Source organism: Devosia sp. P3_B2 (genome assembly GCF_056402875.1).
Map to the genome: position 1 here is coordinate 71,855 of NZ_JBFUGO010000001.1, position 18,330 is coordinate 90,184.

Here is an 18,330-nt window from a genome sequence, read left to right on the forward strand (position 1 = left end):
CCTCAGCCGGCCGCGCGGGCGGCGAGGTGGGCGAGCAGCGGTTTGAGCTCGGGCGGCGGGGCTTGCTCGATGCGGCGGTAGTCGCGGCCGTCGATGGTGCGGTCGACGAGCTTGGCTTCGTACATGGCGCGGCGGAGCAGCGCGTGGTCGCCGAACTCGTGCCAATCGCGCAAGAGGTCGCTGATCTCGCGTTCGGTGTAGCTGGTATCGGGCGGCAGGCGCGACCACAGCACCCAGAGGCACAGCAGCTGCAGATTGAAGCGGGCCGGCCAGCTTTGCAGCACGCCGCCATCGTCGAAATAGCGCGCCGCCTTCTCGACCTGTGTGAGGTCAGCACGGGGTGCCGCTTCGGCCGCGCTGGCCAGGCGGCCGGCGGTGCCGGCATCGGCGCGCAGGTGCTGGTAGTTTGAGAAGCCGGCGGCTTTCGCCAGCAGGTTCAGCAGTTCGACATGGCTGGGGATGCCTTCGTGTTGTGAGAGGCTCTGGCGGAGCGTCTTGGCGAAGGGCGACAGGTCGTCCACCCGGAGGGGGACAGCGGTTCTGGACATCAACTCATCCTCGTAGTGCCAATCCCCCGGAGGAGATGTCGTGGCCGCCGGCTTGCGAGTTGGCACGGGGATAAGTGCTGGGCTCGGATACGAGGCAGGTTTAGCTCCCCGGATGGGGCGGCGACGCCTGGGTGAACTGCAGACCCGGCCAAGATGTAGCGCTGCTGGGGAAAGCGGGCAACGGCCATGTTCAGGTCACGTTCGGCCGGGTTATTTCGTTGCGAAAAGGGGAGTCGCGCTTGGCGGAGATCGCGAAACGTCATCGCTGGGCGGTGGAATTGCTGGCGCCGAGGCGCGGCGAAAGCGTGCTGGAAATCGGTTGCGGGCACGGGATCGCGACCGGCCTGGTGCTTGCCGCGGGCGCCGACGTCGTCGCGGTCGATCGCTCGGGCAAGATGGTCGAGGCCTGCATCAAGCGGAACGCCGGCCTCGGGCGGCTGACGGCGTTCGAAAGCGAGTTCGAGACGCTCGACCTCGGCACATTCGATGCGGCGTTGGCGGTGAACGTCGATTTTCCGCGGCATGCCGACCTTGGCTGGGCGCCCGCGTTCCGCAAAGTGCTGAAGGTAGGTGGGCGGATCGTGCTCGTGCTGGAGGCGCCGGCTATCCGTACTGCGGAGCGATTTGCTATGCAGGCTGCAGCGAGCCTCGTTGGCGTGGGGTTCGAGGTCGATACTCTGCTCGTCGAGGGTATCGTTGCCGTGCAAGGGCGGCGGATCGCTTGAGGGCAGTGCGCCCTCTTCCTTGACTCCGCCCCATTTCCTCTCTATCGACCGCGACAATTCATCAGGTTCGAACGCCTGACTGCCGACCGGGACCCGCAAAGGTATAAAGAGATCCCGGAGGCTAACACCCGACAGCGCGATGCGCCCTCGGGTGGGTTTGGCGTTTGCGCCGATGGCGCCGTCCTCGGATGGCGGGATCGACCAAGACTACCTATCTCCGGGTCCGAGGCATCCATGCTGCGGAACCAAAGGAACAAAAATGTTCGAAAGCCTTAGCGACCGGCTTGGGAAAATCTTCGAGGGCCTCAGGGGCCGCGGCGCTCTTAACGAGAGCGACGTGGATGCGGCGCTGCGCGAAGTGCGCCGGGCGCTGCTCGAGGCCGACGTGTCGCTGGAAGTGGTGCGGGCGTTCGTCGAGCAGGTGCGCGAGCGCGCCGTTGGCGCGGAGGTTACCCGCTCGGTGACGCCGGGCCAGCAGGTGGTCAAGATCGTCCACGACGAGCTGGTCAAGGTGCTCGGCGAAACGCAGGTGCCGATCGACTTCAACACCACGCCGCCGATGACCATGCTGATGGTGGGCCTGCAGGGCGCGGGCAAGACCACGCTTTCGGCCAAGCTGGCGAAGCGGATGAAGGAGCGTCAGGGCAAGAAGGTCCTGATGGCCTCGCTCGACGATCGCCGCCCGGCGGCGAAGGAGCAGCTCAGGGTGCTCGGCGAGCAGATTGGCGTCGATACGCTGCCGATCCAGCAGAACGAAAAGCCGGTCGATATCGCCAGGCGCGCGCAGCGCGAGGGCAAGCTCGGCGGCTATGACGTGCTGATCCTCGATACGGCGGGTCGCACGCATATCGACGAAGAGCTGATGGAAGAGACGGCGGCGGTGAAGGCCGCTACCGATCCGCACGAAATCCTCCTGGTCGCGGACTCGCTGACCGGCCAGGACGCGGTGAACCTGGCGCGTTCGTTCGATGCGCGGGTGGATATCACCGGTATCGTTTTGACGCGTGTCGACGGCGATGGCCGTGGCGGCGCCGCGCTTTCGATGCGGGCGGCGACCGGTAAGCCGATCAAGCTGCTCGGTACCGGCGAAAAGGTGGATGCGCTCGAGGATTTCCATCCCTCGCGCATCGCCGACCGCATCCTCGGCATGGGCGACATTGTCAGCCTGGTCGAGAAGGCGGCGCAGAACGTCACTGCCGAAGACGCGCAGAAGATGGCGAAGAAGCTCAAGAAGGGCGTCTTCGACCTGGAGGATCTGCGCGGCCAGCTGCTGCAGATGAAGAAGATGGGCGGCATGGGTTCGCTCATGAACATGATGCCGGGCATGGGCCAGATGAAGAAGGCGATGGCCGGCGCCAATATCGACGAGAAGGTGTTCGACCGGCAGATCGCCGTCATCAACTCGATGACCAAGGCGGAGCGGGCGAACCCGGACCTGCTGAACGCCAAGCGGCGCATCCGCATCGCCAATGGCTCGGGCACCAAGGTCGAAGACGTCAACAAGCTGATGAAGCAGCACCGCCAGATGGCGGACATGATGAAGAAGGTGTCGAAGGGCGGCATGGGCTCGCTCGCCGGCATGTTCGGCGGCAAGATGGGCGGGATGATGCCGGGGCTCGGCAACATGCCGGACCCGTCCACCATGGACCCCAAGGAACTCGAGGCGCTGGCGCGTCGTATGGGCATCGACCCGGCGGCGATTCCGCAGCAGGCGGCTCCGCCGAAGCAACTCACTGAAAACAAGCTGCCGACCGATGTCGGCCAGCTGCTCAAATCCGGCTCGGGACTTCCCGGGCTTGGCGGCGCGCCGCGCTTCCCTGGCCTTCCGGGCCTCGGTGGCGGCTTCGTGCCGAAGAAAAAGTAACAGACGAAATCAACTCAAAGGACTGAACCTATGTCGCTGAAACTCCGCCTTGCCCGCGCCGGCACCAAGAAGCGCCCCTACTACCACGTCGTCGTCGCCGATGCCCGTTCGCCGCGCGATGGCCGCTTCATCGAGAAGATCGGCACCTATGACCCCAAGCTCGCCGACAAGGAAAAGCGCGTAAACCTCGTCACCGAGCGCGCCACCCACTGGCTGAGCGTCGGCGCCCAGCCGACCGACCGCGTCGCCCGTTTCTTCGACGCCGCGGGCCTGCTGAAGCGCGAAGCGCGCAACAACCCCGAGAAGGCCGTGCCGGGCAAGAAGGCGACCGAGCGCGCCGAGGCGAAGGCTGCTGCCGCTGCCGCCGCCGAGGAAGCCAAGAACGCTCCCGCTCCCGCCGCTGAAGAGCCGGCAGCCGAAGCCGCGTCCGAGTAAGCCGTGGCGCAAGCGGGCGACAACAAGCTCCTCATGGGCCGCATTGGCGCGGCCCATGGGATCAAGGGCGAAGTGCGCATCCAGTCCTTCACCGAGGACCCGCTGGCGCTGGTTTCCTATGGCCCGCTGTCGACCGACAAGCCGGGGCTGACGATCAAAATCCTCTCGGCGCGCACCACGACGAATGTGCTCGTGGCGCGTATCGAGGGGGTGAACGACCGGAACGCAGCGGAAAAGCTCAACGGGGTCGAACTCTATGTCGATCGCGCGCTGCTGCCGGAGCCGGACGACGAAGACGATTTCTACCATGCCGACCTGATCGGGCTGAAAGCCCGATTGTCGGACGGCTCGGAGATCGGCGAGGTGATGGCGGTGCCCAATTTCGGCGCCGGCGACCTGCTCGAAATCCGCGATCCGCGCTCGGGCGATACCTATCTCTATCCATTCTCCAAGACCGTTGTGCCGGAGGTGCGGGTCAAGGACGGGTATCTGCTGATCGATCCGCCGATCGAGGCGGATCCGGGCGAAGAAGAACCCGATTGAGCTTTTCGGCTCACATCATCACGCTCTTTCCGGAACTGTTCCCGGGGCCGCTGGGCGCCTCGGTGATCGGCCGTGGCATGGCGGATGGGTTGTGGAGCCTTTCGACCACCCAGCTGCGCGATTTTGCCACCGACCGGCACCGGACGGTGGACGATACCCCATCGGGCGGCGGCGCCGGGATGGTGCTGAAGCCGGACATTCTCGCGAAAGCCATCGACGCGGTGTCGCCGGAAGGCGATGCTCGGCCGCGGCTGCTGATGTCGCCGCGCGGCAAGCCGCTGACGCAGGAGCGTGTGCGCGAGTTGGCGGTGGGGCCGGGGGCGGTGATCGTTTGCGGGCGGTTCGAGGGGATCGACCAGCGGGTGATCGAGGCCAGGCAGCTCGAGGAAGTCTCGATCGGCGATTATGTGCTCGCCGGCGGCGAGGTCGCGGCCATGGTGCTGCTCGAGGCGGTGGTGCGGCTGATCCCCGGGGTACTGGGTGCGGCGGAGAGCCATGCCGACGAGAGTTTTGAGAACGGGCTCTTGGAATACCCGCAATATACGCGGCCACAGCTGTTTGAGGGGCGCGAGATCCCGGCGGTGCTGACGTCGGGCGACCACCGCAAGGTGGAGAAGTGGCGGCGCGCCGAGAGCGAGAAGCTCACGCGGGCGCGCCGGCCGGATCTGCTGAGGTAGCGCCGGGCTTACTGCGCCGGGGCCATCTGGTGGTCCGAGTGATCCATCGGCATGCTCATCTCGCCCTCGGGCGCAGCGTCGGCTGCGGCGCCGCCGATGTTGAGCACAACCGGCACCTCGCCGGCCTTCTCGAACTTCAGCGTCAGCTGCAGGCACTGGCCCTCTTCGAACGGCGTGCCGACACCCATGAGCATCAGGTGATAGGCGTCGCCGCCCGGGGAGAGCGCGACAGTGCCGCCGGCGGGGATTTCGAGGCCGCCTTCGACTTCGCCCATCTTCATCATGTCGCCCTCCATCTTCATCTGGTGAACCTGGACGGTTTTGGCGGCTTGGGTGCTGCCGCCGAGCAGGCGATCGGCACTGCTGCCCTTGTTCTCAATGGTGAGGTAGCCGCCGGAAACCTGGGCCTTGGGCAGCATGGCGCGGGTGTAGGCGCCAGTGATGGTGAGGTCGCCGGCGGTGAACACCTGGCCGGTGGGGCAACCCTCGTGGATGAGGCCATTGTGAGCAAAGGCCGGGGTGGCGACGAGGGCAAGGCCCAGCAGGGCCGGGATGAGGAGACGGTTCATTGAACTGATCTTTCGAATGGAATTGGGGAATTCGAGGCGAGGAAGATCAGGCGAGAGGTGGTCCGCGGGCGTCGAAGGGGCGGATGGAGGTGGCCGGTCGGACCAGCACCGGCATCGCGCCATAGGCAACCGTGGCGACGAGGGTGGCCGGGAGGGCGAGGGTGCAAGGCGGGGGCAGGTCGGCGCCGGCGCCGATGCGGCAGGCGTGGCAGGGAGCGTGCGACTTGGGCTCGTCCGGGAGGTCGCCGCAATAGCTGAGGTCGAGCGCGGCGGTGAGCACGTCGGGGCCGGTGGTAGCCGCGGTGACCGGTGTGTGGGCGAAGCTGAGGAAGATCAGCGCCAGCACGACAGCCGCGCGCAGCACCTCGATTCCCATGTTTCGCGCATTCAGCACTGGCGGCTATCCCGGTTGGACGTTGCTCCTCTAGCGCAGGAGGAGGTGCCGCGTCATGCGGCAAATGCGCGGCTTGCCGTTGATCTCGCTACCCAGACCTGACAGAGATAAGGCGACGGTGCGCATCGGGTGATGCGTGAAACGGGAAGCCGGTGGCCTTCGGGCGATGCCGGCGCCGCCCCCGCGACTGTAACGGGCCTGACTTCCACTCAGCGTGCCACTGGTTTGCGACTGGGAAGGCGGAGTGGGAGATGCCCGGAGCCAGGAGACCGGCCGTCAGTGAAACATACGCGAGCGGGACGGTGGGTCCCGAGATGGAGATATTTATGCGCGCGCTACTGGCTCTTCTGCTCATTGCTGTTCCGACGGCCGCCTTCGCCCATACCGGGCACGGCGACGCCTCCGGGGTCCTGCATGGCTTCATGCACCCGGTGGGTGGCCTCGACCACGTGCTCGCCATGGTGGCGGTGGGCGTGTTCGCCTACGTGCTGGGCGGCAAGGCGCTGTGGCTGGTGCCGCTGAGCTTCGTGGGCATGATGGCGGTAGGCTTCATGCTCGGCGTCGGGCAGATCGACGTGCCGTTCGTGGAGCTGGGAATTGCGCTGTCGAGCGTGGTGATCGGCGGCGTCGCGGCGCTCGGCCGGCCGATGCCGGTGGTGGCGGCTTCGGCCCTGGTCGGGGTGTTTGCGGTCTTCCACGGCCACGCGCATGGCGCCGAAATGCCGGTCGATGCCTCGGGCTTCGAGTATGCGGCGGGCTTTATCGTCGCGACCGCGCTGCTGCACGCGGCGGGTATCGGGGCGGCGATGGGCGTATCGAAGCTCGTCGGCAAGTACAGCAAGACGGTTGCGCAGGTGGCGGGCGGCGTGTTCGCGCTGGGCGGTGTCGGGGTGCTGGCTGGCTGGCTCTGAGCCTCGTCCGCAGCGACTAGTGTCGCGCGGCTGACATCGAAGTGACATCAAAGGCCCGCGAGCCCTAGACCTGCTCTAGACTCGCGGGCTTTCTTCATCTATAGCCCCGCTCGCTTGAGCTTCGGCTCGGCCAATAATGCATAAAAATCCGTGCAACCAAGACCGGGCGGTCGGCGAAAGCCGGCGAAACGCTCCTTTGAAAAAGACGAACGGAACATCAGATGTCGAACATCATCGAACAGCTCAATCAGGAGCAGCACGAGAAGCTGCTCGCCAAGGGCGCCCATCCGGAATTTACCCATGGCGATACCGTCAAGGTTTGGGTGAAGATCCGCGAAGGCGACAAGGAACGCCTGCAGGCCTATGAGGGCGTGGTTATCGCCCGCTCCGGCACCGGCATCATGGAAAGCTTCACCGTGCGCAAGATTTCGTACGGCGAAGGCGTGGAACGCGTGTTCCCGGTGCTCTCGCCGAACATCGACCGCGTCGAAGTGATCAAGCGCGGCAAGGTGCGTCGCGCCAAGCTCTACTACCTGCGCGACCGTCGCGGTAAGGCCGCCCGTATCTTCGAGAACGTCGGCGCCCGTACCAAGAAGATCGAGGCTGGTGAGCGCGAAGCCGCCATCGAAGCCAAGAACGCCCGCGAGGCTGAGAAGATCGCCGCCGCCGAGGCACTGGCGAAGGAACTCGCCGAGAAGGACGCCGCCGAGGCCGCCGCTGCTGCTGCCGCCGAGGCTGCTGCTGCGACCGAGGCTGCCGCCGAGCCCAAGGCCGAGTAAGTCGCCACAGTTTCGGCGCTTACGTCACTAGATTTTCAGCCCGGCTCACGAGCCGGGCTTTTGATTCCGGGGTCGGGATGCCCCGGGACGGATTCCAAAGAGGGACATTTGGAATGGACGCAGCTCTTCAGGACGCAGAAGAGAGGGCGCGGCTGGCCGCCGAACTCCGCAACGAGACCCGCAACGTGCTGGTTGAGACCGGCCTGCTCGAATTGCTCAATGCCCGCTTCGGCGAGGCGGTGGTGACCGGCAGCGCCGGCTACGACCTGATGGTGTGGCGCGACATCGACATCCACATGCCGTGCGAGGCGGAACGCTGGGCCGAGTGGGCCGGGCTCGCCGCGGACATCGCCATCCAGTTCGACCGGGCCGGGCTACAACTGCACAAGGCGAGCTTCCTCAACGACTATGTCGACCCGCATCCGCTCGGCGCCGGGCTCTACTGGGGCATCGAGTTCAAGGATTTCGCCGGCAATGAATGGAAGTGCGACATCTGGGGCTGGGAGCCCTTCGATTTCGCCGTGCGCCAGGCCCGGGACGCGAATTTGCGCGCGGACCTCTCGAACTGCGACCGGGATTTGATCCTCAGGCTCAAGCACGAGGCGCGGGAGCGGCCGGGCTATTACGGCGTGATGGTGGGGAGCTTCGACATCTACCAGTTCGCACTGGCGGGAGCGGGCGAGACGCTGGACGAGCTTGAGGTTTGGAAGGGACTGGTGGCTTAAAGGCAGGGGTTCATGACTGGCTCGCGGGGGATTGAGAGCGTGTCCTGGATACTCGTGGCCAAAGTCGCCGGGTCGATCTGCCGCATGCCTGAGGCGAAGTTTGCGTAGGTATCGGTTTCCGAACTGAGTTCGCACATCAACGCGATCTGGTCGGCTGCCACTCCCCAAACACCTTCACGGTCGTGCCGCTTCTGTTCATCGAGATCGCCTTGGGTTATCGGCGTCGGCATGTTGTCGATGATGTACTTGTCCATGTCGGCGATGGCGGCATCTATCGCAGCATCGACGGGAAGGCGTTTCCAGCCACATGCCTCGGTGGTTGCCTGTACTGCAGTCAGGATGCTCCAGGTGCACAACACCGCTCCTTTACCGCTGACGTCGATCTTCGTGGTTCCGCTGCCGTCCTTGATGGTGCGAACCAGCTCGCCACTTGGCGGAGGCGGTATTTCGGGCCGTGGCAGGGGCTGGGTGTCGGCAGGCTCGACAATCAACGTCGCCGCGACCACTGAAGTCGCCGACAGAAGCAGAGCGCATCCCGCAAACAGCACAGCTTTCAGCATTGCCCTATCCCCCCAGTTGGCGGAGTGACTTTGGCTGGGAGCGCATCGACAGGCAACCCGCGAAGGCGAGGGGTGATTTGACCCAGTTGGGTGCCCAGGCGCGCTCGACTCCGCTAACAATTGCTCCGGCAGCTTTTCGAACCGGAGATTTCCGATGCAATCCTTCATCTGCGTCACCTGTGGCGTTGGCCATGCACCGTCGGAGACGCCGCCGGAGCGGTGTGCGATCTGTGATGACGAGCGGCAGTATGTGACGGCGGCCGGGCAGCGGTGGACGACGCTGGCGGAGTTGCAAGCCAAGCACACGATCGAGTTCAAGGAACAGGAGCCGGGGCTCGTCGGTATCGGGGCGACGCCGCAGATTGCCATCGGGCAGCGGATGTTGCTGATCCGGCAGCCGGGCGGGGGCATCCTGTGGGATTGTACGCCGCTGGTGACTGATGAGGCGGTTTCCCGGATAAAGGAGCTGGGCGGGGTGCGGGCGATGGCGATTTCGCATCCGCATTTCTATTCCTCGATGGTCGATTGGTCGGAGGCGCTGGGTGGGGTGCCGATCCATATCCATGAGGCGAACCGGCAGTATGTGATGCGGACGTCGGAGCGGGTGAAGTACTGGAACGGCGAGCGGCTGGACCTGGGGCAGGGGGTGACGCTGGTGCGTTGCGGCGGGCATTTCGAGGGCTCGACGGCGCTGCACTGGCCGGGCGAGGACGGCAAGGGCGTGCTGATGACCGGCGACACCATCATGGTGGTGCCGGACACGCGCTGGGTGAGCTTCATGTACTCCTATCCCAACCTGATCCCGCTGCCGGCGCGCGAGGTGAACCGAATCGTCGGCTGCGTTGAGGGGTTTGCGTATGACCGCATCTACTCGGCGTGGTGGGATCGGGTAATGACGACGGATGCGAAGGCGCGGGTGCATGCTTCGGCGGAGCGGTATGTGAAGGCGATCGCGGGGTAGCTCGCTTCGTGCTTGTGGCCGCCCCCTCCGCCGCCACGCGGAGGAGGATCAAGGCAGTATCGCTGACTTAAGATATATCTTGAGAGCTATCTTGAACGCTCCGTGGTCGAGGCATATCTTGCGGCTATCGTAAGATATATCTTGGAGTGCAGTCATGCATGATCACGACCATAGGTGGGACCGGAACTGGCGGCGCATGGAGGCCATGGCGCGGCGCGGGTTTCGCAAATTCGGCAACTTCGAAGGCGGCATCAATCCCGGCGACTGGGGCGGGTTCGGAGGCAATTTCCGTATCGGGCGGATGCTCGCCTCGGGCGACCTGCGGCTCGTGGCGCTGTTCCTGATCGAGCAGCGGCCGCGGCATGGGTACGACCTTATCAAGGCGATCGAGGAGCATTCGCACGGCTTCTATTCGCCGAGCCCGGGCATCGTCTATCCGGCGCTGACCTATCTCGAGGAGGCGGGGTATGTGACCTCGGCCGCCGAGGGCAACAAGAAGCTCTACACCATCACCGACGAGGGCCGGACGCACCTCAACGACAATCGCGAGGCGATCGCGTCGACGCTGGATTTTCTCGCCAAGGCCGGCTCGGGCATGGAGCATCTGCGCGAGCGGATGGCGAGCCAGGACTTTCCCTTCACGCCGGAGGAGGCGGAACAGTTCCGCAGCCGATTTCGCGGCATGGGGCGGGAGTTTGGCCGGGGCGGCTGGTTCGGCGATCGCGGCGGCCCGCCGCCGCATCCGGAGCATCCGGGACGACCCGACCGGCCCGAGCGCCCAGCCCGGCCCGACCGTGATATCGACGACGTGGCGCCGGAAGTGAACGAAGCGCGCAAGGCGCTGAAGAAGGCGATCAAGGAAGCGATCCGGCGCGGTCCCGAGGACGACCGTCGAGTGGCGGAGATTCTTCGCCGCGCCGCGCAGGAAATTCGCGGCGGCTTTGATGAGGACGCCACGGACATCGACCTCGGCTAAGATATTGCCGTGATTGACAAGAACTCCCGCCTGCTCCGATGCTTGAGGCAGAATGAGCGGCGGGAGTTTTTACTATGGCGGACTGGTCCGAGCGTGATCGTGAACTGGGGATGGACCGGCTGATCAGCCGGCGGGATTTCCTCAACGGGGTGGCGCTGACCGTCGGTGGTGTGGCGGCGGCGCAGCTGGGCCTCGGCGCCGACGCTGCGCAGGCCGCCGCTCCCTCGGCCTATCCGCCGGCGGCGGGGCAACTGCGCGGACACTCCGAAACGGCAATGGGCGTGGCGCACTCACTGCGCGACGGCACGTTCTGGGATAGTGCCGGAGCACCCGAGGCAACCGGTGAAAGCTACGACCTGGTGGTGGTTGGCGGCGGCATTTCGGGGCTGGCCGCGGCGCAGCTCTATCAGAAGCACAAGCCGGGCAGGGTGCTGATCCTCGAGAACAATGCCGATTTCGGCGGGCATGCGCAGCGCAACGAGTTCACCACGGCGAATGGCAGGACGGTGATCGGCTACGGCGGCAGCCAGTCGCTGCAGACACCGAGCTTCTTTTCGCCGCTGGTCATGGAAGTGCTGGCCGATGTGGGGGTCGAGCTCGACAAGTTCGAGAGCTACTACGACAGCGGCTGGTATGAGCGGCATGGCCTCGGCGATGCGACGTTGTTCCGCAAGGAGGTGTTCGGCGAAGACAGGCTAGTGGTGCAGACCGAGGTCGCCGCCGACTGGGTGCCGCAGACGCCATTGAACGCCAAGGCGCAGACGAACCTGATCGAGCTGATCGACGCCCCGCCGGACTATCTCAAGGGCAAGACGCGGGAAGAAAAGTTCAAGATCCTCGCCGAGACCACCTATGCCGACTTCCTCACCAGGATCTGCGGGTACGATCCGCAACTGGTGGCCTATTTCCAGGAGTCGACGCACGAGTATTTCGGCATGGGGATCGACGGCGTGACTGCGCTCGATGCCTGGGGCAACTGGAACCCCGGGTTCGGCGGCATGGACCTGGGCGAGCACCCGTTCAAGACGATGAGCCCGTCGGGGCGGCTCGTGCTGGTCGACCCGGTCGACTACATCTACCACTTCCCCGACGGGAACGCCGGTGTGGCGCGGGCGCTGGTGCGGAAGCTGATCCCCCAGGCGCTTGCCGGCACGGGCATGGAAGAGCTGGTCAACGGTCGGCTCGACTATGATGCGCTCGACGCGGCGGAGAACGACACGCGCCTGCGGCTCAATGCCAGCGTGGTGAAGGTGAAGCACGATGGCGATCCGGCTTCGGCGGAGAGCGTCACCGTGACCTATGTCGAGGACGGAAAGCTGAGGACCGTGCGAGCCAAGCAGGTGGTGCTCGCGTGCTGGCACCGGATCATCCGCTATCTCAGCGACGAGGTCGGTGAGGCGCAGATCGAAGCGCTGGATGACCAGGTGAAGATCCCGCTGATCTACACCAATGTGCTGGTCAACAACTGGCAGGCCTTTGCCGATGCGGGGATTTCCGGTTTCGAGGCGCCGGGCGGGTTCTGGCTGGGCGCCTCGATCGATTTTCCGGTGAGCGTCGGCGACTACAAGTTCGCGGAGGGGCCGGCCGATCCGGTGCTGCTGCATGTGGCGAAGATCGTGGTGGCCGGGGAGCCGGGAAGCTCGGCCCGCGAGCAGGCGGCGATGGGACGGCAGACGCTTACGGCGATCAGCTTCGAGGATATGGAGCGCGAGGTGCGCGACATGCTGAACCGCGCGCTGGGCGACAAGGGGTTCGACGCGGCGCGGGATATCGGGGCGATCACCTGCAACCGCTGGAGTCACGGCTACGCGCTCGAGTACATGCGGCCGTGGGACCAGTTCTGGCCGGATGGGCCGCTGCCGATCGAGACGGCGCGCAAAGGCTGGGGGCGGATCGCCATCGCCAACTCGGATTCGGGCGCCTACGCCTACGCGCATTCGGCTATCGACCAGGCGGGGCGGGCGGTCGACGAACTACTCGGCGGCGGGGTGATCACCGGCTTTGCCACCTTCCCCGGCCCGCCGGCCGATAAGGTCGAAATCGTCTCGTAGCGTACCGCGCGGCGCGGGCCCGACTATCTCGCCCCGGCGAATGGCACTAACATGCCAGGGCAAGACAGTAGGGCGGGTAGGGACGTGAACGAGATGGCCCCGATCGGGGTGAACCGGGCTGCGGCGACGCGAGGGGTGGTGGCGCGGCTGCGGGAGGTGATCCGCCAGGACCGGATCATGACCGACCCGGTGATGACCTACGCCTATTCCGGCGATGCGAGCCACTATCGGCTGGTGCCCGCGGTGGTGGTGATCGTCAACACCGAGGACGAGGTGCGCGCAGTGATCGAGGCGGCGCGGGCCGAAGGATTGCCGCTGACGTTCCGGGCCGCCGGGACCTCGCTCTCGGGCCAGTCGATCACCGACGGGATACTGGCGGTGCTCGGCGACGGCTGGCGGAAGCTCACCGTGCATGAGGGCGGCGAGCAGGTGACGCTGGGGCCGGCTAACATCGTCGCCAACGTCAACAAGGCGCTGAAGCCGTTCAATCGCAAGCTCGGGCCCGATCCGGCGAGCCAGGCCACCTGCAAGATCGGCGGGGTGGTCAACAACAACTCGTCCGGTATGTGCTGCGGGGTCGCCTACAACACCTACCACACGATGGCCCGGCTGAGGGTGATGCTGGTCGACGGAACGGTGCTGGACTCGGGGGATCCGGCCTCGATCGAGGCGTTCCGCCGCTCGCACGCAGAACTGCTGGAGGGGCTGCAGCGGCTGCATCACGAGGTGATGGCCGATGCCGAGCTGGTGGCGCTGATCAGGAAGAAATACCGGATCAAGAACACCGTCGGCTATTCGATCAACGCGCTGGTCGATTTCCACGATCCCATCGACATCCTGATCCACCTGATCGTCGGGTCCGAGGGGACGCTCGGGTTCGTTTCCGAGGTGACCTACAACACCATTCCGGAGCACCCGTTCAAAGTGACCGGGCTGATCCCGTTTCCCGATCCCTATTCCTGTGGGCGGGCGATTTCGCGCCTCGCCAATGGCGGTATCCAGCAGACGCATGGGGTGACGGCGGCGGAGTATCTGGAACGGCGGGCGCTCGAGGCGGTGACGCATTTGCCGGTGATGCAGCCCTATCTCAGGTTCTTCACCGAGAGCTCGCCGGCGATGCTGATCGATATTTCGGCGGAGAGCCCCGAGGCGCTGGAGCGGGAAATCGCGGCGGCGGTCGCGGTGTTGAGCGAGGAGGGCGCTACCGACATCGATTTTGCCGACGACACGGAACGGGCGCACCTGCTGTGGGACATGCGCAAGGGCTTCATTCCGATGTTTGGGGCAACGCGGCCCAAGGGCACGACGATGCTCACCGAGGACGTCGCGGCGCCGGTCGACCAGCTGGCCGATTTCGTCATCGACATGCGGAAGCTTCTCGACGAGTACGGCTATGTCGATGGCGTGCTGTTCGGGCATGCGCTGGCGGGCAACCTGCATTTCCAGATGGCGGCGGATTTCTCCAACCCGGAGGAGGCGGACCGGTTCGACCGGTTCTCGGTGGCGCTGGGTGAACTCGTCTCGGTGACCTATGGCGGCAGCCTCAAGGCGGAGCACGGCACGGGGCGGGCGATTGCTTCCTTCGTCGAGCTGGAATGGGGGCAGAGCGCCTATCGCGTGATGTACCGGATCAAGGCGCTGTTCGATCCCGAGGGGCTGCTCAATCCCGGCGTGCTGCTCAATCCCGACCCGCAGCTGCATGTGCGCGACCTGAAGCTGATGCCGCTGGCCGACGACGTGGTCGACATGTGCATCGAGTGCGGCTTCTGCGAGCCGGCCTGTCCGAGCCATCACATGACGATGAGCCCGCGACAGCGCATCGTAGTGACGCGCGAGCGGGCGCGACTGCACGCGACCGGTGAGGACCCGGCGCGGCTCAAGGCGTTGGACGAGGGTTTTGAGTATGCCGGGCTCGCCACCTGCGCGGCGGGCAATGTCTGTGCGCTGCGCTGCCCGGTGGGGATCGAGACCGGCAGGATGGTGATCGGCGAACGGGCGCGGCGGCGGACCGACGCAGAGCGGAAGACAGCGCACCTGGTCGGCGGGCACACGCTGGCGGTGGAGCGCGGCATGAAGCTGGCAGTGGGGGCGCAGGCGTTCTCGCGCACCATTATCGGCGATGGCGCGACCGATGCGCTGGCCGGGTTGGCGCGCAAGATGACGGGTGGGGCGATCCCGCGACTGTCGCCGGCGCTGCGGGTGGGACCGGGGGCGCCGAAGCCGGTGCACGTGCCGGACGCGCCGCGTGGGCAGGTGGTGTATTTCCCCTCCTGCGCGACGCGCATGTTCGGGGCGCCGACGCGTGAGAACGGGCTGCTGCCGACGACGGATGCGATGCTCGAGCTGATGCGGCGGGCGGGGTTCGATCCTGTGGTGCCGGAAAAACTCGATGGGCAGTGCTGCGGGCAGCCGTTCTTGTCGAAGGGGTTTCCGGCGGAGGCAGAGCGGGTTGGCGGGTCGACCCGGGCAGCCCTTGATGGGCTGAGCAAGGCCGGAGCGCTGCCGGTGGTGACCGATGCCTCGACCTGCGCCAAGCATATGCGCGAGCATCCGGGCGAAGCGGCGGTGATGGATTCGGCGGAGTTCCTGCTCAAGGAAATCCTGCCGCGGCTGAAGATCACGCGGCCGCTGCCGGCAGTGGCGGTGCACCACAACTGCTCGGCGCAGCGGCTCAAGGAGCAAGACGCGATCAACGTGCTGGCGGCGGTGATCGCCGGGAAAGTGGTGGTGCTCGATGCCATCAGCTGCTGCGGCTATGCCGGGGACAAGGGGCTGTTCGTGCCGGAGCTCAATGAACATGGCACGCGGTTCGGCAAGGCGCAGATCCCGGATGGGTGCGAGATCGGCCTGTCGACGGTGTCGACGTGCGCGACTGGGTTGAGCGAGCGGATGGGAATACCGTTCGTGTCGATTGCGAGCTTGCTGGAGAGGGTGAGCCAGCCGGTGGGCTGAGGGGGCTGCCATGTTCAGTAGCCCAAAAGCCTGCTAGAGCGCCCCCATGACAGAAGTTCTTATCGATAGCATCGGGCAGCACGGCGACGGCGTGGCGGAGATCGGCGGGGAACGGGTGTATGTGCCGTTCACGCTGCCAGGCGAGCGGGTGGAGATTTCGCGCGACGGGGAGCGCGGGACGCTGCTGCGCGTTATCGAGCCCAGCGATGCGCGGGCGGAGCCGATCAGCCCGTATTTCGGGGTTTGCGGCGGGTGTTCGCTGCAGCACATGAACCGTGAGACTTACGCCAGCTTCAAGCGGAGCCTGGTCGAGATCGCGCTGCAGCATGCCGAGGTCGAGACGGTGGTGAAGCCGTTGGTGGATGCGACCGGCACCGGACGGCGGCGGGCGACGCTGCATGTGCGGAAGGCCGGCGCGGGCTATATGCGGGCGAAAAGCCACGAGGTGCTCGACATCGATGCGTGCCCGATCCTCGTGCCGACGCTGTCCAAGCACGCGCCGCGGATCGCGCGGGCGCTGCAGCCGCTCGCCGGGGATTGCGACGTGAGCTTCACGCTCAGCGACACCGGCATCGACCTCTCGGTGAAGTCGGAGCGGAAGCTGAAGCCGGCGCAGCTGGCCGAGTTTGCGCGGACGCACCGGCTGGCGCGGCTGACCTTCAATGGCGACCCGGTGTTCATGGCGCATCCGCCATCCATCCGGATGGGCAAGGCCATGGTTGAGATCCCGCCCGCGAGCTTCCTGCAGGCGACGGCGGCGGCGGAGGAGACGCTGGCGCAGTTGGTGGTCGAGGGTGTCGGCAAGGTGAAATCGGTGGCCGACCTGTTCTCGGGGGTCGGGCCGTTCGCGCTGCGGCTGGCCGAGGGCGCGCGGGTCTATGCCGCGGACAGCGACCGGCTGGGTATTGCGGCACTGGTCAAGGCCTTCAACCACGTGCAGGGGCTGAAGCCAGTAGAGGCCAAGGTGCGCGACCTGTTCCGCGACCCGCTGGCGCCGATCGAGCTCAACCCGTTCGACGCGGTGGTGTTCGATCCGCCGCGCGCCGGCGCCGAGGCGCAGGCGAGGGAGTTGGCGCGGAGCAAGGTGAAGACGGTGGTAGCGGTGTCGTGCGAGCCGAAGACGTTTGCGCGTGACGCGGCGATCTTGATCGATGGCGGATATCGGATCGAAAGCGTGACGCCGGTCGATCAGTTCGCCTGGTCGACCCATGTGGAGGTCGTCGGAGTGTTTCGGCGGTGAGGGCTGCCACAGTGACGCCATTCAAGCCCCGCACCACCCATGCCGAACTCGGCGAGGGCTACTTCGACAAGGTGAGAGCCGCCGAGTTTCCGCAGCATATCCTGCGCTACCGCAACCAGCGGGCGGCGGCTTCGGTGGGGCTGGATGGGCTGACGGACGTGGAGTGGGTGAACCATTTCGGCAAGTTTGAGCCCTTGCCGGGGTCGTTCCGCGAGCCGTTGGCGCTGCGCTATCACGGGCATCAGTTCCAGACCTACAATCCGGAGCTCGGCGACGGCCGGGGCTTCCTCTATGCGCAGCTCGAGGATCTGAATGACGGGCGGCTGATGGACCTGGGGACCAAGGGGTCGGGGCGGACGCCGTGGTCGCGGGGTGGGGACGGGCGGCTGACCCTCAAGGGCGGGGTGCGCGAGGTGCTGGCGACGGCGATGCTCGAGGCGCTGGGGGTGAATACCTCGAAATCGCTGAGCCTGATCGAGACCGGCGAGGAGCTGCAGCGCGGTGATGAGCCGTCGCCGACGCGGTCATCAGTGCTGGTCCGGCTCTCACATGGGCATACGCGGATCGGCTCGTTCCAAAGGCTGAGCTACCTGAAGGAAGAGGAACGGCTCCGGGGGCTGCTCGACCATTCGGTGCGGGCTTACTACCCGGAACTGTGGGTCGAGGGCGACAACGGGCGGGCTGCGAAGTTCCTGGGTGCAGTGAGCGAGGCAGTGGCGGAGACGGGCGCGCGGTGGATCGCGGCGGGGTTCGTGCACGGGGTGCTCAACACCGACAACATCAACATCACCGGCGAGAGCTTCGATTACGGGCCGTGGCGGTTCCTGCCGACCTATGATCCGGCGTTCACGGCGGCATATTTCGACGAGTGGGGGCTGTATGCATTCGGCAAGCAACCCGACACATTGGCGTGGAACCTGACGCGGCTGGCCGAGGTGCTGCTGCCGCTGGGCGAGCATGACGAGCTGGAAGCGGCGCTGAACCGCTTCTGGCCGGCGTTCCAGCGCTCGATCTGGCAGGCGATGCTGGAGCGGCTGGGGCTAGAGTCGCTCGGGGTGGAGGCGGATTCGGCGCTGGTGCAGGAAGTGTTCGCGGCGCTGCATGCGACGCAGGCACCGTATGAGCAGTTCTTCTTCGACTGGCGCGGCGGGGACGAGGCGAGGGCGTTCGCCAGCCCGTCGGCGGAGCACTATCGGAGCGAGGCGTTCGAGAAGTTGCGGGGGCTGATCGCGGCACATCCGCGGGCGGCAGACGCCAATCTCGAGCATCCGTATTTCAAGCGGGCGACGCCGCGGACCATGCTGATCGACGAGATGGAGGCGCTGTGGGCGCCGATCGCCGAGGAGGACAACTGGCGGCCGCTGTATGAGACGCTGGGGGAGATCGAGGAGATGCGCGAGGCGTATTCGGGCAGCTGAGG

18 protein-coding genes and 1 riboswitch are annotated in these 18,330 nt (G+C 66.0%); of the genes, 14 read left to right on the forward strand and 4 right to left on the reverse strand.

Annotated elements, in window-relative coordinates; genetic code table 11:
* Positions 1–2 precede the first annotated feature (2 nt).
* Entirely contained in the window at positions 3–548 is a 546-nt protein-coding gene (locus AC1DV8_RS00395) for a DUF2087 domain-containing protein (protein ID WP_477148418.1), read from the reverse strand.
* Between the two features lie 239 nt (positions 549–787).
* Here AC1DV8_RS00395 and AC1DV8_RS00400 point away from each other — a divergent pair, with 239 nt between their 5' ends.
* The 5 genes from AC1DV8_RS00400 to trmD all read left to right on the forward strand — a co-directional run bounded on the left by AC1DV8_RS00400 (position 788) and on the right by trmD (position 4,792).
* Entirely contained in the window at positions 788–1,273 is a 486-nt protein-coding gene (locus AC1DV8_RS00400) for a class I SAM-dependent methyltransferase (RefSeq protein ID WP_477156066.1), read from the forward strand.
* Positions 1,274–1,532: 259 nt separating this feature from the next.
* Positions 1,533–3,137, forward strand: a complete 1,605-nt coding sequence (gene ffh, locus AC1DV8_RS00405) for a signal recognition particle protein (RefSeq protein ID WP_477156067.1) — start codon at positions 1,533–1,535, stop codon at positions 3,135–3,137.
* A gap of 30 nt (positions 3,138–3,167) precedes the next feature.
* Positions 3,168–3,572, forward strand: coding sequence for a 30S ribosomal protein S16 (gene rpsP, locus AC1DV8_RS00410; protein WP_477148415.1), 405 nt, complete (start codon positions 3,168–3,170; stop codon positions 3,570–3,572).
* A gap of 3 nt (positions 3,573–3,575) precedes the next feature.
* The gene (rimM, locus tag AC1DV8_RS00415; RefSeq protein ID WP_477148414.1) at positions 3,576–4,115 is read left to right on the forward strand and encodes a ribosome maturation factor RimM; all 540 of its coding nucleotides are present in this window, start codon (positions 3,576–3,578) and stop codon (positions 4,113–4,115) included.
* Positions 4,112–4,792 (forward strand): tRNA (guanosine(37)-N1)-methyltransferase TrmD, encoded by a 681-nt coding sequence (trmD, locus tag AC1DV8_RS00420; protein ID WP_477156068.1) that lies wholly within the window; start codon positions 4,112–4,114, stop codon positions 4,790–4,792. The genes rimM and trmD overlap by 4 nt, the downstream gene beginning before the upstream one ends.
* An 8-nt stretch (positions 4,793–4,800) precedes the next feature.
* Here trmD and AC1DV8_RS00425 read toward each other — a convergent pair whose 3' ends face one another.
* The gene (locus AC1DV8_RS00425) at positions 4,801–5,361 is read right to left on the reverse strand and encodes a copper chaperone PCu(A)C (RefSeq protein WP_477156069.1); all 561 of its coding nucleotides are present in this window, start codon (positions 5,359–5,361) and stop codon (positions 4,801–4,803) included.
* A 46-nt stretch (positions 5,362–5,407) separates the two neighbouring features.
* Positions 5,408–5,755, reverse strand: a complete 348-nt coding sequence (locus tag AC1DV8_RS00430; RefSeq protein WP_477156070.1) for a hypothetical protein — start codon at positions 5,753–5,755, stop codon at positions 5,408–5,410.
* A 99-nt stretch (positions 5,756–5,854) separates the two neighbouring features.
* A riboswitch (cobalamin riboswitch) is annotated at positions 5,855–6,047 on the forward strand.
* Between the two features lie 34 nt (positions 6,048–6,081).
* Between AC1DV8_RS00430 and AC1DV8_RS00435 the strand changes: the two genes are divergently transcribed.
* From AC1DV8_RS00435 to AC1DV8_RS00445, 3 genes are all read left to right on the forward strand, one after another.
* Positions 6,082–6,666, forward strand: coding sequence for a HupE/UreJ family protein (locus AC1DV8_RS00435; protein ID WP_477156071.1), 585 nt, complete (start codon positions 6,082–6,084; stop codon positions 6,664–6,666).
* 221 nt (positions 6,667–6,887) lie between these two features.
* Positions 6,888–7,445, forward strand: a complete 558-nt coding sequence (gene rplS, locus AC1DV8_RS00440; RefSeq protein WP_477148409.1) for a 50S ribosomal protein L19 — start codon at positions 6,888–6,890, stop codon at positions 7,443–7,445.
* Positions 7,446–7,558: 113 nt separating this feature from the next.
* Positions 7,559–8,170, forward strand: a complete 612-nt coding sequence (locus AC1DV8_RS00445; RefSeq protein ID WP_477148408.1) for a hypothetical protein — start codon at positions 7,559–7,561, stop codon at positions 8,168–8,170.
* Here AC1DV8_RS00445 and AC1DV8_RS00450 read toward each other — a convergent pair.
* Positions 8,167–8,730, reverse strand: a complete 564-nt coding sequence (locus AC1DV8_RS00450) for a hypothetical protein (RefSeq protein ID WP_477156072.1) — start codon at positions 8,728–8,730, stop codon at positions 8,167–8,169. The two genes, AC1DV8_RS00445 and AC1DV8_RS00450, sit on opposite strands and share 4 nt — an antisense overlap.
* A 154-nt stretch (positions 8,731–8,884) precedes the next feature.
* Here AC1DV8_RS00450 and AC1DV8_RS00455 point away from each other — a divergent pair, with 154 nt between their 5' ends.
* The 6 genes from AC1DV8_RS00455 (at position 8,885) to AC1DV8_RS00480 (ending at position 18,328) form a co-directional block, all read left to right on the forward strand.
* Positions 8,885–9,691, forward strand: coding sequence for an MBL fold metallo-hydrolase (locus tag AC1DV8_RS00455; RefSeq protein WP_477156073.1), 807 nt, complete (start codon positions 8,885–8,887; stop codon positions 9,689–9,691).
* Positions 9,692–9,845: 154 nt separating this feature from the next.
* The gene (locus AC1DV8_RS00460) at positions 9,846–10,667 is read left to right on the forward strand and encodes a PadR family transcriptional regulator (protein ID WP_477156074.1); all 822 of its coding nucleotides are present in this window, start codon (positions 9,846–9,848) and stop codon (positions 10,665–10,667) included.
* Between the two features lie 74 nt (positions 10,668–10,741).
* Positions 10,742–12,718: an NAD(P)-binding protein gene (locus AC1DV8_RS00465; RefSeq protein WP_477156075.1), complete on the forward strand. Its 1,977-nt coding sequence runs from the start codon at positions 10,742–10,744 to the stop codon at positions 12,716–12,718.
* 93 nt (positions 12,719–12,811) lie between these two features.
* A complete protein-coding gene (locus tag AC1DV8_RS00470; RefSeq protein ID WP_477148508.1) occupies positions 12,812–15,670 on the forward strand; it encodes an FAD-binding and (Fe-S)-binding domain-containing protein in 2,859 nt (952 codons plus the stop codon).
* A gap of 46 nt (positions 15,671–15,716) precedes the next feature.
* Entirely contained in the window at positions 15,717–16,910 is a 1,194-nt protein-coding gene (locus AC1DV8_RS00475) for a class I SAM-dependent RNA methyltransferase (protein ID WP_477148404.1), read from the forward strand.
* The gene (locus AC1DV8_RS00480) at positions 16,907–18,328 is read left to right on the forward strand and encodes a protein adenylyltransferase SelO (RefSeq protein WP_477148403.1); all 1,422 of its coding nucleotides are present in this window, start codon (positions 16,907–16,909) and stop codon (positions 18,326–18,328) included. The genes AC1DV8_RS00475 and AC1DV8_RS00480 overlap by 4 nt, the downstream gene beginning before the upstream one ends.
* Positions 18,329–18,330: the final 2 nt, after the last annotated feature.

Coding starts and splice junctions, on each gene's coding strand:
- AC1DV8_RS00395 (WP_477148418.1), bottom strand. CDS start 548: ATGTCCAGAACCGCTGTCCCCCTCCGGGTGGACGACCTGTCGCCCTTC.
- ffh (WP_477156067.1), top strand. CDS start 1,533: ATGTTCGAAAGCCTTAGCGACCGGCTTGGGAAAATCTTCGAGGGCCTC.
- rpsP (WP_477148415.1), top strand. CDS start 3,168: ATGTCGCTGAAACTCCGCCTTGCCCGCGCCGGCACCAAGAAGCGCCCC.
- AC1DV8_RS00425 (WP_477156069.1), bottom strand. CDS start 5,361: ATGAACCGTCTCCTCATCCCGGCCCTGCTGGGCCTTGCCCTCGTCGCC.
- AC1DV8_RS00435 (WP_477156071.1), top strand. CDS start 6,082: ATGCGCGCGCTACTGGCTCTTCTGCTCATTGCTGTTCCGACGGCCGCC.
- rplS (WP_477148409.1), top strand. CDS start 6,888: ATGTCGAACATCATCGAACAGCTCAATCAGGAGCAGCACGAGAAGCTG.
- AC1DV8_RS00445 (WP_477148408.1), top strand. CDS start 7,559: ATGGACGCAGCTCTTCAGGACGCAGAAGAGAGGGCGCGGCTGGCCGCC.
- AC1DV8_RS00450 (WP_477156072.1), bottom strand. CDS start 8,730: ATGCTGAAAGCTGTGCTGTTTGCGGGATGCGCTCTGCTTCTGTCGGCG.
- AC1DV8_RS00455 (WP_477156073.1), top strand. CDS start 8,885: ATGCAATCCTTCATCTGCGTCACCTGTGGCGTTGGCCATGCACCGTCG.
- AC1DV8_RS00460 (WP_477156074.1), top strand. CDS start 9,846: ATGCATGATCACGACCATAGGTGGGACCGGAACTGGCGGCGCATGGAG.
- AC1DV8_RS00465 (WP_477156075.1), top strand. CDS start 10,742: ATGGCGGACTGGTCCGAGCGTGATCGTGAACTGGGGATGGACCGGCTG.
- AC1DV8_RS00470 (WP_477148508.1), top strand. CDS start 12,812: ATGGCCCCGATCGGGGTGAACCGGGCTGCGGCGACGCGAGGGGTGGTG.
- AC1DV8_RS00475 (WP_477148404.1), top strand. CDS start 15,717: ATGACAGAAGTTCTTATCGATAGCATCGGGCAGCACGGCGACGGCGTG.